Here is a 13,601-nt window from a genome sequence, read left to right as displayed (position 1 = left end):
TCGAGAACGACCTCCGCGGCTGGGTCAGCGCGTGGAACGACAACCCGAAACCCTTCATCTGGACCAAGACCGCCGAAGACATTCTCGCCTCCATCGCCAGATACCTGAAACGAATTAACGGCGCAGATCACTAGAACAACGCCTCCTGCAGGTCCTGCACCTGCGGCGCGACGGCGTTGGCGCCGACCACGCCGTCGCGCCGCCGGCGTGTGCGCCGCTCCGGCGCGACGGAGTACGGGCCCGCCCCATCGAGTGGCTCGCCGCCGAGCCCGAGCTCCGCGAGCAGCGGCTCCGTGCGTGCGCGCAGGTGCGTGCGGTACTCCGGCGACACGCGGCCCGAAGAGCCGTACAGCGTGCGGTACCGCCGGATCAGCGCCGGGTGGTTCTTCGTGAGCCAGGCCAGGAACCACCCGCGGTACCGCCCGGTGAGGTTGAGGGGGAACGCCGTGACCCCGCTCGCCCCGGCCTCCGCGACGGCGGTGAACAGCCGACGGAGGGATGCCGCGTCGTCGGTGAGGTAGGGGATGATCGGGGCGGCCATCACATGGCAGTCGAAGCCGGCCTCGGCCACCGCGCGGATCAGGCTCAGCCGCGCCGCCGGCTTGGGGGCGCCCGGTTCGAGGGTCGCGTGCAGTTCCGGGTCGAGCAGCGCCAGCGACACCGAGATGCTCACCGGCACGGTGGTGGCCGCCGTCGCCAACAGCGGCAGGTCTCGTTGCAACAGAGTGCCTTTGGTGAGAATGGACATCGGCGTACGCGCGTTGGCGAGCGCACCGATGATCCCCGGCATCAGGCGGTAGCGCCCCTCGGCGCGCTGGTACGGATCGGTGTTGGTGCCCAGCGCGACCGTCTCGCCCTTCCACGACGCGCGCCGCAGTTCCCGCCGCAGGACCGCGGCGACGTTGGTCTTGACCACGATCTGGGAGTCGAAGTCGACCCCCGCGTCGAAGTCCAGGTACTCGTGGGTGGCCCGGGCGAAGCAGTACGTGCACGCGTGGGTGCACCCGCGGTACGGGTTGATGGTCCAGTGGAACGGAAGCGCTGCGGCCTCGGGCACCGGGTTGAGCGCGCTCTTGCACAGCACTTCGTGGAAGGTGACCCCCTCGAAATCCGGGGTGGTGACCTTACGGGCCCCGTCGACCATCCCGAGCAGGGCCCCCATCCCGGGCAGCGCCGCCGTCCCCGAGCGGGCCTCCACCGCGGTCACCGTCTGGCCTTCCCATCGCACACCGTAATCGAACACTCATGTTCGACCAGTGTCAAGCTCTGAGGCGAGATGTTCTATCGCGGGTTGTCCGGCGGCGCGCTCCTCTGGTGAACGCGCGAACATCCGCACCACCCCGGCGCGCGGAGGCCACGGCGCGCGCGACGATCGACGCCATGACGACAGATCCGGCCGCGCCGCTGCGCGGGAAGACGGCGATGGTGACCGGCGCGGGCGCGGGTATCGGCCGGGCGGTGGCGCTGGCCTACGCCCGCCAGGGCGCGACGGTGACGGTGGCCGACATCGACGACGCCGCGGGCGGGCGGACCGTCGCGCAGATCGAGGCCGCCGGCGGTGCCGCCGATTACGTGCACGCCAACGTCTCGTCCTCCGCGGACTGCGACGCGCTGGTCGCGGCGGTCGTGGCGCGGCACGGACGCCTCGACATCGCCTGCAACAACGCCGGGGTGGCGCCGCCCACGACGCCGCTCGCCGAGGTCACCGACGAGCAGTGGCGGCGCGTGACCGCCGTGGATCTGGACGGGGTGTTCTTCTGCGCCCGGGCGGAGATCCGCGCGATGGCCGCCGCGGGTGGTGGCGTGATCATCAACATCGCCAGCACGCTCGGGCAGGTCGCGTTCCCGGGCCTCACGCCGTACACCGCGGCCAAGCACGGCGTGGTGGGCATCACCAAGCAGATCGCGCTCGAATACGCGGCCGCGGGCATCCGCGCCATCGCCGTGGGACCCGCGTTCATCAGGACCGGGCTCGAGAACGGCATCGACCCCGCCGCGCGCGCCCATCTCGACGAGCTGCACCCGATCGGCCGGATGGGCGAACCCGAGGAGGTCGGCGATCTGGTCGCACTGCTGTCCGGTCCGGCGACGACGTTCGTCAACGGCGCCTACCTGCCCGTGGACGGCGGCTACCTCACGCGCTGAGGATCAGTCGGCGATCCCGGCGATCTCCTCGCGCGTCAGCACCAGTTCCGATCGGCCGGGCAGCTCACGCGCCAACACGACCGCCCGGTACAGGGGCCGCAGCGGCAGCGGCGCGCCCTCCGACTGGGCACGCATCTGCTCGGTCAGGACCCGCGAGACCGCGAGCGCATCGCGTAGAGCGTTGCCCGCCAGGGCCTCCGCGAGCCGCCGTTCCCCGAGCATCGTGAGCTCGCGGCCCCGCGGGCCCGTCGACTCGTCGCCGTAGACCGCCAGCGGCACCCGGACGATGGTGGCGCCCTGCCGGATCCGCAGCGCCACCTCGGAGATCCGGGACGTGCGTGCCACCAGCTCGACCGCATCGGCGGCGATCACGTTGACCCGTCGGGTGGTCCACACCCGCCGGGACACCACCCGGTGGTCGATCCGTAGGCGGCGACGCCGCAGTCCCAGGTAGCCGACCACGCCCGGGGCGGCACCGACCAGGAACACCGCGAGCGCGGCGCCCGGACTCGCGAGCAGCGCCACCGCGACGGCGACCACGGCGGTGATGCCGAGCCCGAGGAGCAGCGCACGGGTCACCTTGGGCAGCAGCAGCTTCGGCGGGATCAGGTCGATATCGACGGCGTCCTCCGCGCTCAGCTCGCGCGGGTCGCGGGCGCCCGGCTCGACGGGGCTGCGCGACCACATCCCGTCGTCCCAGCCGTGGTCGCCCCGGCCACGGTCGTCCCGGCCACGGTCGTCCCGGCCGACGCCGCCGTCGGCCCCGTCACCGTCGTCACCGTCGTCGAAGAACCCGCGCGCCACCGAGGTCAGCCGCCCGCGAGCTCGTCCACCACCGCGTCCAGCGGCACGCTGCGCTGCTGCCCGGAGGCGAGGTCCTTCACCGTCACGGTGCCCGCCTCGAGCTCGGAATCCCCCAGCACGAGTGCATATTCGGCGCCCGACCGGTCGGCCGCCTTCATGGCGCCCTTCATGCCGCGGCCGCCGTACGCCATATCGCTCGGCACGCCGGCGGCGCGCAGCCGACCGAGCAGCGGTACCAGCGCGTCCCGTGCGGCGTCGCCCAGCGGGACGCCGAAGGCCACCACGCGGGGCGCCGACGGTGCCGTCTTCCCCTCGGCCGCCAGCGCGAGCAGCGTGCGGTCCACGCCGAGCCCGAAGCCGATGCCCGACAGCCCGTCCCGCCCGCCGAGCTGCTCCACGAGGCCGTCGTACCGGCCGCCGCCGCCGATCCCGGACTGCGCGCCGAGCCCGTCGTGGACGAACTCGAAGCAGGTCTTGGTGTAGTAGTCCAGGCCACGCACCATGCGCGGGTTGATGGTGTACGGCACGCCGAGCGCGTCGAGGTAGCCGAGCACCTTCTCGAAGTGCGTCTTCGCCTCCGGCGACAGATGGTCGAGCATGAGCGGCGCGTCCGCCGTCATCTCCTTCATGTGCGGCCGCTTGTCGTCGAGCACCCGCAGCGGGTTGATCTCGGCGCGCCGCCGAGTCTCGTCGTCGAGCTCGAGGCGCAGCAGGAAGTCCTGCAGCAGCTCCCGGTACTGCGGCCGACACGTGGCGTCGCCCAGCGACGTCAGCTCGAGCCGGAAGCCGTCCAGCCCAAGGGAGCGGTAGCCCCGGTCGGCCACCGCGATCACCTCCGCGTCGAGTGCCGGGTCGTCCACGCCGATCGCCTCGACGCCCACCTGCTGCAGCTGGCGGTAGCGGCCGTCCTGGGGACGCTCGTACCGGAAGAACGGGCCCGCGTACGCGACCTTCACCGGCAGCCGACCGCGGTCGAGTCCGTGCTGCAGCACCGCGCGCACCACGCCGGCGGTGCCCTCCGGCCGCAGTGTCACCGACCGATCGCCGCGGTCGGCGAAGGTGTACATCTCCTTCGACACCACATCGGTCGACTCGCCGACACCCCGTGCGAACAGCGCCGTGTCCTCGAAGATCGGCAGTTCGATGTAGCCGTACCCGGCCTCCGCCGTCGCCGCGAGCAATGCCGAGCGCACGGCCAGGAAGTCCGCCGAGCTGCCGCGCTCACCGGGCGGCACCGGGATGTAGTCGGGAACACCCTTGGGCGCCTGGAAGGTGCCGCCGCTCACTTGCTACCTCGCTCCGTCGTGTGTGAACCGGGCGCCAGGCCCTGCAGGAACGGGTTGGTCGCCCGCTCCTGCCCGATCGTGGTGGTGGGCCCGTGGCCCGGCAGGACCACGGTGTCGTCGGGCAGCGGCAGCAGCCGCTCCGCGATCGAGGTGAGCAGCTGCTGGTGGTCGCCGCCGGGCAGGTCGGTGCGCCCGATGGAGCCCTGGAACAGCACGTCCCCGGCGAGGGCGACGGTGACGTCACCGTCGGGCCCCGGCACGTGCGTGGTCAGCACGACGGAACCCTGCGTGTGCCCCGGCGCGAGGTCCACGCCGAAAGTGATCCCGGCCAGCGTCACCGGCTCGCGGTCGCCGAACTCGACGACCTTGCCGGGTTCGGTGAACGTCTCGTCGCCGAGCATCGCGGCCAGGCCCGCACCGATGCCGATGGACGGGTCGGCGAGCATGGGCCGGTCGGCGGCGTGGATATACACGGGGATGCCGTACTCGTCGGCGAGCGGCTGGGCCGTCCAGGTGTGGTCGAGGTGGCCGTGGGTCAGCAGGATCGCGACCGGGTTGAGCCGGTGCTCGGCCAACAGCTGCTCGAGCGGGGCGATCGCCTCCTGGCCGGGGTCGACCACGACGGCGTCGCTGCCGGGGCCGTCGGCGAGCACGTAGCAGTTGGTCTGGAACGCCCCCGCGGGAAATCCGGTGATGAGCATCAGCCCATTATCCCACCTCACCCGCGACGCGCCTCGACCCGGTGCAGGAGGTCTTCAGGTTGAGCTGGCACACTTGGCGACCGGGCGCGCCTAGACGGCGTCCCGGGTGCCAGTCCTGACGTAGGAGGTCGTCACACAGTGCCGAGCAACGAGGAGCGCCGTGCCGCCGCCCGCGAGAAACTCGCGAGGCAGAACGAGCAGCGCGCCGCGGAGGCCCGCAAGCGCAAGGTGATCGGGATCTCGGCGGGTGCCGTCGTGGTCGTGGTGCTGGTCGCCGCGGGGTGTTATCTGTGGCTGCCGCAGGGCCCGCGCGGGCCGCTACGCGTCGCTGCCGAGCACCGGTTCGCGTCGACCCACACCAACTGCACGTTCGCTGACCAGCCGAACCAGGTGCAGCAGGTCGCGAAGGCGATCACGCAGGGCACCGCCCAGCTCGCGAAGCTGCCCGCGGACCAGAAGCCCGCCATGGAGCTGCAGATCAAGCAGCTGACCGATGCGCAGCCGGCGCTGCAGAAGATGGCCGACTTCAACAAGACCGTCGCCAAGCCGAACGGCACGGACGTGCCGAACACCGGCACCGTCGACGGCTCGTTCGACACGACCGCCGGGACCGTGGACTTCACGCTCGACCGGTCGTGGGCGCCGTGCAACGTCGCCACCGTCACCCAGCTGATCAACGGCAAGTACTACGACGGCACCCAGTGCTTCCGCGAGACCGCCGCCGACCCGAAGGCCGGCAGCAAGCTCTCCGTGCTGCAGTGCGGTGACCGATCGAACTCCGGCCTCGGCGGCCCCTCGTGGACCTCGCCGGACGAGATCCCGACCCAGCTCAAGGCTGCCCCGAACGCCCAGGCGTCGATGGCCGGCCCGACGGTGATCTACCCCGCCGGGACGATCGCCATCGCCAACACCGGGCAGCCCAACTCCGGCGCCAGCCAGTTCTTCATGGTGTACGCCGACACCGAGCTGCCGGCGAGCTACGCCACCGTCGGCACGGTCTCGCCGGCCGGGCTCAAGGTGCTCCAGGCGATCGCCGCGAAGGGGATCAAGCCGTCGCCGTACAAGCCCGCACCCGCCAAGGGTGCGGCCGTCACGGACGGCGTGCCCGGAGAGACCGTGACGATCACCAAGGCCACGCTGAGCTGACCTGCTGTCGCCGGGGTCGGCAACCGACCTCGGCGACCGCAGGCACGACCGAACTCCCTACGGCGTGCCCTCGGCCCCACCGTAGGCCCGCTTCCCCACGGGCGCCCGTGGGGAAGCGGCCATTCGGTGAGCGACGGGGCCTTTCGTGGGGACGAGCAGAGCACTACTGCGCGCTGGTCACCCGGTACACGTCGTAGACGCCCTCCACATTGCGCACGACGTTGAGCACGTGCCCCAGGTGCTTGGGGTCGCCCATCTCGAACGTGAACCGGGAGATCGCGACCCGGTCGCGAGACGTGGACACCGACGCGCTCAGGATGTTGACCTTCTCGTCCGCGAGCACCTTGGTGACGTCCGACAGCAGGCGGTGCCGGTCGAGTGCCTCCACCTGGATGGCCACCAGGAACACCGATGACGGTGACGGCGCCCACGACACGTCCAGGAACCGCTCGGACTGCTTACGCAACTCGATGACGTTGGTGCAGTCGCCGCGGTGCACGCTGACGCCACCACCGCGGGTCACGAACCCGACGATCTCGTCGCCCGGCACCGGGGTGCAGCACTTCGCGAGCTTCGCGAGGACGCCCGGCTGGTCCGTGACGAGCACACCCACGTCGCTCGCGGCGTGTGTGCCGCCGGCGCGCAGGGTCGACGGTGTCGCACGCTCGGCGAGTTCCTCGGCCGCGTCGTCGATGCCGCCGAGCTGGTCGACCATCTTCTGCACCACGGTATGCGCCGACACCTGATGCTCGCCGACCGCGGTGTACAGGGCCGAGACATCGGCGTAGCGCAGTTCCTTGGAGATGGTGGCCATGGACTCGGCGTTGGTGAGCCGCTGCAGCGGCAGGCCGGTGCGGCGGACCTCCTTGGCGATCGCGTCGCGGCCGGCCTCCAGGGCCTCCTCGCGGCGCTCCTTGGCGAACCACTGCCGGATCTTGGCCTTGGCACGTGGGGAGACCACGAACGACTGCCAGTCGCGTGACGGCCCGGAGTTCTCGGCCTTGGACGTGAACACCTCCACGACCTCGCCGTTCTCCAGCTTCCGCTCGAGCGCGACCAGCCGGCCGTTGACCCGGGCGCCGATGCATCGGTGTCCGACCTCGGTGTGCACCGCGTAGGCGAAGTCGACGGGCGTCGACCCCGCGGGCAGCGTGATCACGTCGCCCTTGGGCGTGAACACGAAGATCTCCTTGACCGCGAGGTCGTAGCGCAGCGACTCGAGGAACTCCCCCGGATCCGCAGCCTCCCGCTGCCAGTCCAGCAGCTGGCGCATCCACGCCATGTCGTCGATCTCGGTGCTGTCCGTGCCGCCGCCCTTGCCGTTGCGGCCCTTGGTCTCCTTGTACCGCCAGTGCGCGGCGATGCCGAACTCGGCCGTCCGGTGCATCTCGCGGGTGCGGATCTGGATCTCGAGCGGCTTGCCCTCGGGGCCGATCACCGTGGTGTGCAGCGACTGGTACACCCCGTATCGCGGCTGCGCGATGTAGTCCTTGAACCGGCCGGCCATCGGCTGCCACAGCGAGTGCACCACGCCGACGGCGGCGTAACAGTCCCGGACCTCGTCACACAGGATCCGGACGCCCACCAGGTCATGGATGTCGTCGAAGTCGCGGCCCTTGACGATCATCTTCTGATAGATCGACCAGTAGTGCTTGGGCCGGCCCTGCACGTCGGCGACGATCCGCGACGCCGACAGCGCAGCGTTGATCTCGGCGCGCACATTGGCGAGGTAGGTGTCCCGGGACGGCGCGCGGTCGGCGACCAGCCGCACGATCTCCTCGTACTTCTTGGGGTGCAGGATCGCGAACGAGAGGTCCTCGAGCTCCCACTTGACGGTCGCCATCCCGAGGCGGTGCGCGAGCGGCGCGATCACCTCGAGCGTCTCGCGGGCCTTGCGGGCCTGCTTCTCCGGCGGCAGGAAACGCATCGTGCGCATGTTGTGCAGCCGGTCGGCCACCTTGATCACCAGCACCCGCGGGTCGCGGGCCATCGCGATGATCATCTTGCGGATCGTCTCGGCCTCGGCGGCATTACCCAGCGCGACCTTGTCGAGCTTGGTCACGCCGTCCACCAGGTGGGCGACCTCGGGCCCGAAGTCGTTGGTCAGCTCCTGCAGGCTGTAGCCGGTGTCCTCGACGGTGTCGTGCAACAGCGCCGCGACCAGCGTCGTGGTGTCCATACCGAGCTCGGCGAGGATCGTCGCGACGGCCAGCGGGTGCGTGATGTACGGGTCACCCGACTTGCGGTACTGCGTCGCATGGCGCGCGTCGGCCACGTCGTACGCGCGCTCGATCAGCGCGACGTCCGCCTTGGGGTACAGCTCGCGGTGCAGCGCCACAAGGGGCTCGAGCACGGGCTTGACGTGGTTGCGAGCGCCGGTCATGCGGCGGGCGAGCCGCGCACGCACGCGCCGCGAGGTGGACGACGGTGCCGGCTCCGGCGCGGGGAACGGCTCGGTCGGCGACTCGTCGGTGGGCGGCTCCGACGGTGCCGGGGCCTGCACCGGCGCCGCCACCGCGACGTGAGCGGTCGTGGGGGCACCGCCGTTTCCCGCCGCGAACGCACCGCCGTTCCCGGCGACGAGAGCACTACCGTTCCCGGCCACGAGAGCACCGCCGTTCCCGGCGACGAGAGCACCGCCGTTCTCTGGCACCGGCGCTCCGCCGTTCTCGGCCACCGCGCCATCCGCGGCCGGACGCCGAGCCGGTTGCACCGGCGCGGCCGGTTCCGGCGCGCTGTCCTGCACGATCCCGTCGCGGGCCTCGGGTTCGGCCCCGGCGACGGAAGCCTGGTCCGCTGCGGCCATCGGCTGCCCCCTCGCTGGCCGGCCGACCTTCGTGGGGCCGCCGGCCTAAGAAAATAGGCTGATATCCACCGCCAGCGCGAACGGACGGTGAACCTCTAGCCTACTGACAACGCCGCGACCTCGACGGCCCCACCGGGTAGTTCGGCCAATCGCGCCCGTGCGCCCAGGCCCGCGAGCTCGACGACCACCGACACCGTCGTCACCACGGCGCCCGCGCGGCGCAGCAGGGCGACCGCCGCAGCGACGGTGCCGCCGGTCGCGAGCACATCGTCGACCACCAACACGCGCCTGCCCCGCAGATCGATCCCCTCGGCGGGGATCTCCAACGCGGCCGAGCCGTACTCGAGGTCGTACTCCTGCCGCAGCACCGGCGGCGGCAGCTTGCCGCCCTTGCGGACCGCCAGCATCCCGACTCCCAGGTTCAGCGCCACGCCCGAGCCGAGTAGGAAGCCCCGCGCGTCGATGCCGGCGACGACGTCGACCGCTGGGATCGGATCGCGTGCGCGGCCCGCCGCAGAACCGTTCGCGCGGCCCGCCGCAGGACCGTCTGCGCGGCCCGCCGCAGGACCGTTCGCGCGGCCCGCCGCGGCTAACCCCTCGATGACCGCCGCCAGCCCGGCACCGTCGGCGAACACGGGGGTGAGATCGGCGAACAGGACCCCCGGCTCCGGGAAGTCGGGGACGTGGCGGGTGTGCGCCTCGATGGCCGCGACCGCGTGGGCGCGGGCATCGAACGCGCCGGCGACGGGGGTGTCGGTCATGCGGCCAGTATCCCCTGCGCCCGCGGTCTGCGCCCGCCTTGCCCCGTCACCGTCGCGCCCGGCGGGCACGCTTGGTGCTCGGCCTGGGCGCGGGACCGGTCACCTCGGCGACGAGCGGCACCGCGTCGGCCGGCTCGCCGGCGTCGACCCGCGCGCGGCGGGCCAGCACCTTGGCGGTGTGTCGGCGTATCTCGGGGGTCTGCTCCTTGAGCGCGACCAGCAGCGGCGTCGCGAAGAAGATCGACGAGTAGGTGCCCACGATGACGCCCACGAGCTGGACCAGGCCCAGGTCGTTGAGGGTGCCGACGCCCAACATCCACGCGGCGATCACCATCAGCGACAGCACCGGCAACACCGAGATCACGGTGGTGTTGATCGACCGCATCAGCGTCTGGTTGACGGCGAGGTTGGCCTGCTCGGCGTACGTGCGCCGGGTGGTGTGCAGCACACCGCGGACGTTCTCCTCGACCTTGTCGAACACGACCACCGTGTCGTACAGCGAGAAGCCGAGGATGGTGAGCAGGCCGATGACGGTGGCGGGGCTCACCTCGAAGCCCACCCAGGCGTACACGCCGGCGGTGACAACCACGTCGAAGAACAGCGACGCCAGCGCCGCGAGAGCCATCGCCCACTCGCGGAACCGAAGCGCGATGTACGCGGTCACGATCACGAGGAAGACGATCAGGGCGACGAGCGCCTTGTGGGTGATCTGCGCGCCCCACGTCGAGCTCACATCCGAGAAGCTGATCGACGATTCCGACGCGGCGCCACCGCGGTCACGCGGATGGAACGCGTCGAACAGTGCCGAGCGAGCCGCGGAGATCTGCGCGTTGTCGAGCTGGGCCGCGGCGATCTGGTAGGTCTCCGTAGAGCCGGAACCTGCCGTCTGAACGGTCTCCGGCGCGTGGCCGACCGCCTTGGTGAACACGTCCGTGACCTGCGACGTGTCGACCTGGCCCGACACGGGGAACGACACCTGCGTGCCGCCCCGGAAGTCGATGCTCAGGGTGAACCCGCGGACGATGATGCCGATGATCGCGACGGCGACGATCACCCCCGTGATCCCGAACCACAGGCGGCGCCGACCGACGATGGCGAACGCGCCCGTGCCGGTGTAGAGCCGGGACAGGAAGCCGTGCTGCGGGGCTGCGGTGAGAGTCACGTCAGACCTCCTCGGTCTCGGTGCTGGAGGAGCCGGGCCGCGCGGCGCCGACCGTCGCCGTCGCGCGACGTTCCTTGGCGACCTGCTGGATCGCGCCGAGGCCGTTCATCGACGGCCGCGAGAAGAACGACGTCCGGGACGCGTAGTGCACGAGCGGGTGGGTCACCAGGAAGACGATCACGATGTCGAGGATCGTGGTGAGGCCCAGCGTGAAGGCGAAGCCTCGGACATCGCCCGCCGCGAGGATGTACAGCACGGCAGCGGCGAGGAACGACACCGCGTTACCGGTCCAGATGGTCCGGCGGGCGCGGGCCCAGCCGCGCGGCACCGCCGAGCGGAACGTGCGTCCGTCCCGGATCTCGTCCTTTATCCGCTCGAAGTACACGACGAACGAGTCGGCGGTCATGCCGATTCCGATGATGAGGCCGGCGATACCCGCCAGGTCCAGCGAGTAGCCGATCCAGCGGCCGAGCAACACCAGCAGGCCGTACACGAGCAGACCCGAGAGCACCAGCGACAGCGCGATGAGCCCGCCGAGCGCACGGTAGTAGACCAGCGCGTACACCAGCACCAGGATCAGGCCGACGAGGGCCGCGAGCAGGCCCGCCTTGAGGGAGGCGAAGCCCAGGGTCGCACTGAGGGTCTGGGCGGTGCCGGGCTTGAACGACAGCGGCAGCGACCCGTACTTGAGGACGTTGGCGAGGTCATTGGCGGTGGAGGCGGTGAACTGCCCGGTGATCTGGGTCGTGCCACCGGCGATCGCGCTCTGGATGGTGGGCGCCGAGACGACCTGCGAGTCGAGCACGAACGCGGCCTGCTGGCCGATGTGCTGGCCCGTGTAGTTCGCCCAGAAGTCCGAGGCCGCCTTGTCGAACGTGACGTTGACCGTGTACTGGCCGCCGCTCTGGTCGAAGCCGGATCCCGCGCCCGTGATCTGCTGGCCGTCGATGATCGACGGGCCGAGTGTGTACACGGTGGTGTGGTCCTGGCTGCACGCGACCAGCGGCAGCTTGGGATCGTCGTTGCCCGCAAGGGGGTCGGCGACCGTGCAGTCGAGGGCGGCCATCGCCTTCTTCTGCGTGGCGGGGTCGGTGCTCTGCCGAGTGGCCTTCGCGGCGTCGATGACCCGCTTGGCCGTGGCCGGGTCGGTCATGTCCGGCAGCGCCGCGGGCGACGTGCCCGGCTTCGCGGGCGCAGCGGCCTGTGACGCGGTGACCGGCCGGATGTACAGGCGTGCGGTCTGCCCGAGCGAGCGCGCCTGGTCACCGTTCTGTCCGGGCACCGTGATGACCAGGTTCGAACCGTTGATCTGCACCGTCGACCCGGAGACGCCAAGCCCGTTGACGCGCTTGTTGATGATCTCCTGGGCCTTCTTCAGCGACGTCTGATCAGGCGCCTTGCCGTCGGGCGTGACGGCCTGCAGGGTCACGGACGTGCCGCCCTGCAGGTCGATGCCCAACTTGGGCTGCGGCTTCCTGTCGCCGGTGAAGAACACCAGCGCGTACACGGCGACGAAGATCACCGCGAACGCGATCAGCAGCCGCGACGGGCGCACGTCGATACTCGACGAGGTTCTTGCCACGAGTGTGAGACTCCTTGCGTGGGGACGTTGGTCCCGTTAGTCCGGACCGAGGTCCGTGCGTGGGGACCCGAGGTCCGTGCGGGGGACGGTGGAGGCTTGGGCGCGGGACAGCCCGCGGAATCGGCCGGAGCGCTCGCGCGGTGGTCGTGGCGGCCGGCCGGGAGAGTCGGCGACGCGGTCCGGGCGCACCGCGCAGGGTCGCGCGACGCCTGCGTCGTGCGCGGTGCCACCGGGCACGCTCGACCGGGTACGCGCGGGGATCACGCCGCGCACACCACGGACGGGTTACCGCTCGTCGCGGTCGCGGGGCTCGTCGTCGTTCTTGGTGAAGTCCACGCGGCTGTTCTCGTCGTCGATCGACTCGATCGACGGGGCGCCGAAACCCTCGGAGCCCAGCTCCTCGATCTCGGGCTCGACGACCTTCAGCACCGCGCGGCGCACCCAGGTGGTCACGACGCCGGGGGCGATCTCGAGCTGCAGGGTGTCGTCACCGACGCCGACGATGGTGCCGTGCATCCCCGAGCTGGTCAGGACGACGTCGCCGGGCTTCAGTGAATCCTGCATGGCAGACGTCTCGTTCACCTGCCGCTTCTGCTTGCGGAAGCTGAAGACCATGAAACCGATCAGGACGACCAGCATGATCGGCAGTAGTAGGGCACCCATAAGAACCAGACTCCTCGTGGTGGCCCGCGGGCGGGCCCGCGGGTAGGCGGCTACCCGATCGGGGCAGCACTCGACCACCCAGTGTTCCACATCGCGCGGCCGCGCCGGTCCAGCGACCGCCGCGGCTCGGTCCATGCGGCCGGTGCGACACGTTTCCTACGCCGGCCGGCGCCGGTGCGGGCCGCCGGAACGAGGCGGTACGCCCGCCTGCGGATGAGCCGTCAGGCCGGCTTGTGGATGAGCATCGGCAGCACCGCGTAGGCGCCGGCGTCCCGCAGGTGTGCGGCGGCCACCGTCAGCGGCCACCCGGTGGACGTGGCGTCCGCCAGCAGCAGCACCGTCGCACCGCTGACGGACGCGCCCGGGGCCACGCCGCCATCACCCGCGCCGCCATCATCCCCGGCGCCGTCCAGGAACCGGATCGGGCCGCCAGCCGGAGCCGCAGCAGCCAGCGCGTCGCGCCAGTACGTCGCCTCCTCGGCACCCGACGCGTCGCAAGTCGGATCGTAGCCATGTCGTTCTGTGAGCCAAGGAGTTGGGACTAG

11 protein-coding genes and 1 pseudogene are annotated in these 13,601 nt (G+C 71.1%); 3 read left to right on the top strand and 9 right to left on the bottom strand.

Annotation, left to right across the window (positions count from 1 at the left end):
* Positions 1-134 (top strand): annotated as a pseudogene (locus ABD908_RS23995) (IS630 family transposase); the annotation flags it as partial.
* Here the strand turns inward: ABD908_RS23995 and ABD908_RS23990 are convergent.
* Positions 131-1,228: an Rv2578c family radical SAM protein gene (locus ABD908_RS23990; protein WP_345000787.1), complete on the bottom strand. Its 1,098-nt coding sequence runs from the start codon at positions 1,226-1,228 to the stop codon at positions 131-133. The pseudogene ABD908_RS23995 and the gene ABD908_RS23990 sit on opposite strands and share 4 nt — an antisense overlap.
* 152 nt (positions 1,229-1,380) lie before the next feature.
* Here ABD908_RS23990 and ABD908_RS23985 point away from each other — a divergent pair, with 152 nt between their 5' ends.
* Positions 1,381-2,145: an SDR family NAD(P)-dependent oxidoreductase gene (locus ABD908_RS23985; RefSeq protein ID WP_345000785.1), complete on the top strand. Its 765-nt coding sequence runs from the start codon at positions 1,381-1,383 to the stop codon at positions 2,143-2,145.
* A gap of 3 nt (positions 2,146-2,148) precedes the next feature.
* On the opposite strand, the gene ABD908_RS23980 is transcribed toward ABD908_RS23985, so the two are convergent.
* The 3 genes from ABD908_RS23980 to ABD908_RS23970 are packed head-to-tail and all read right to left on the bottom strand — an operon-like array spanning position 2,149 to position 4,936.
* A complete protein-coding gene (locus tag ABD908_RS23980; RefSeq protein ID WP_345000783.1) occupies positions 2,149-2,949 on the bottom strand; it encodes a hypothetical protein in 801 nt (266 codons plus the stop codon).
* A gap of 5 nt (positions 2,950-2,954) precedes the next feature.
* Complete coding sequence (hisS, locus tag ABD908_RS23975) at positions 2,955-4,235, bottom strand: histidine--tRNA ligase (RefSeq protein WP_345000781.1); 1,281 nt, start codon at positions 4,233-4,235, stop codon at positions 2,955-2,957.
* Positions 4,232-4,936, bottom strand: a complete 705-nt coding sequence (locus tag ABD908_RS23970; RefSeq protein ID WP_345000779.1) for an MBL fold metallo-hydrolase — start codon at positions 4,934-4,936, stop codon at positions 4,232-4,234. The genes hisS and ABD908_RS23970 overlap by 4 nt, the downstream gene beginning before the upstream one ends.
* Positions 4,937-5,074: 138 nt before the next feature.
* Here ABD908_RS23970 and ABD908_RS23965 point away from each other — a divergent pair, with 138 nt between their 5' ends.
* A complete protein-coding gene (locus ABD908_RS23965; protein WP_345000777.1) occupies positions 5,075-6,082 on the top strand; it encodes a peptidylprolyl isomerase in 1,008 nt (335 codons plus the stop codon).
* 163 nt (positions 6,083-6,245) lie between these two features.
* Here ABD908_RS23965 and ABD908_RS23960 read toward each other — a convergent pair whose 3' ends face one another.
* The 5 genes from ABD908_RS23960 to yajC all read right to left on the bottom strand — a co-directional run bounded on the left by ABD908_RS23960 (position 6,246) and on the right by yajC (position 13,056).
* Positions 6,246-8,888 (bottom strand): RelA/SpoT family protein, encoded by a 2,643-nt coding sequence (locus ABD908_RS23960; protein WP_345000775.1) that lies wholly within the window; start codon positions 8,886-8,888, stop codon positions 6,246-6,248.
* Between the two features lie 95 nt (positions 8,889-8,983).
* Positions 8,984-9,649, bottom strand: a complete 666-nt coding sequence (locus ABD908_RS23955; RefSeq protein WP_345000773.1) for an adenine phosphoribosyltransferase — start codon at positions 9,647-9,649, stop codon at positions 8,984-8,986.
* A gap of 46 nt (positions 9,650-9,695) precedes the next feature.
* Positions 9,696-10,811 carry a protein translocase subunit SecF gene (gene secF / locus ABD908_RS23950; RefSeq protein ID WP_345000771.1) on the bottom strand — a complete coding sequence of 372 codons (1,116 nt, stop codon included), beginning with the start codon at positions 10,809-10,811 and terminating at the stop codon, positions 9,696-9,698.
* A gap of 1 nt (position 10,812) precedes the next feature.
* On the bottom strand, positions 10,813-12,393 hold the full coding sequence (secD, locus tag ABD908_RS23945; protein ID WP_345000769.1) for a protein translocase subunit SecD: 1,581 nt from the start codon (positions 12,391-12,393) through the stop codon (positions 10,813-10,815).
* A gap of 285 nt (positions 12,394-12,678) precedes the next feature.
* Positions 12,679-13,056 (bottom strand): preprotein translocase subunit YajC, encoded by a 378-nt coding sequence (gene yajC, locus ABD908_RS23940; RefSeq protein ID WP_345000768.1) that lies wholly within the window; start codon positions 13,054-13,056, stop codon positions 12,679-12,681.
* Positions 13,057-13,601 lie beyond the last annotated feature (545 nt).

This window comes from Tsukamurella soli (assembly GCF_039541155.1).
Taxonomy (GTDB): domain Bacteria; phylum Actinomycetota; class Actinomycetes; order Mycobacteriales; family Mycobacteriaceae; genus Tsukamurella; species Tsukamurella soli.
This window is presented reverse-complemented; position numbering and strand designations above follow the sequence as displayed.

Bases quoted from the DNA above. Each gene is read 5' to 3' on its own strand.
- ABD908_RS23955 (WP_345000773.1), bottom strand. From the start codon at position 9,649: ATGACCGACACCCCCGTCGCCGGCGCGTTCGATGCCCGCGCCCACGCG.
- ABD908_RS23960 (WP_345000775.1), bottom strand. From the start codon at position 8,888: ATGGCCGCAGCGGACCAGGCTTCCGTCGCCGGGGCCGAACCCGAGGCC.
- ABD908_RS23985 (WP_345000785.1), top strand. From the start codon at position 1,381: ATGACGACAGATCCGGCCGCGCCGCTGCGCGGGAAGACGGCGATGGTG.
- ABD908_RS23970 (WP_345000779.1), bottom strand. From the start codon at position 4,936: ATGCTCATCACCGGATTTCCCGCGGGGGCGTTCCAGACCAACTGCTAC.
- yajC (WP_345000768.1), bottom strand. From the start codon at position 13,056: ATGGGTGCCCTACTACTGCCGATCATGCTGGTCGTCCTGATCGGTTTC.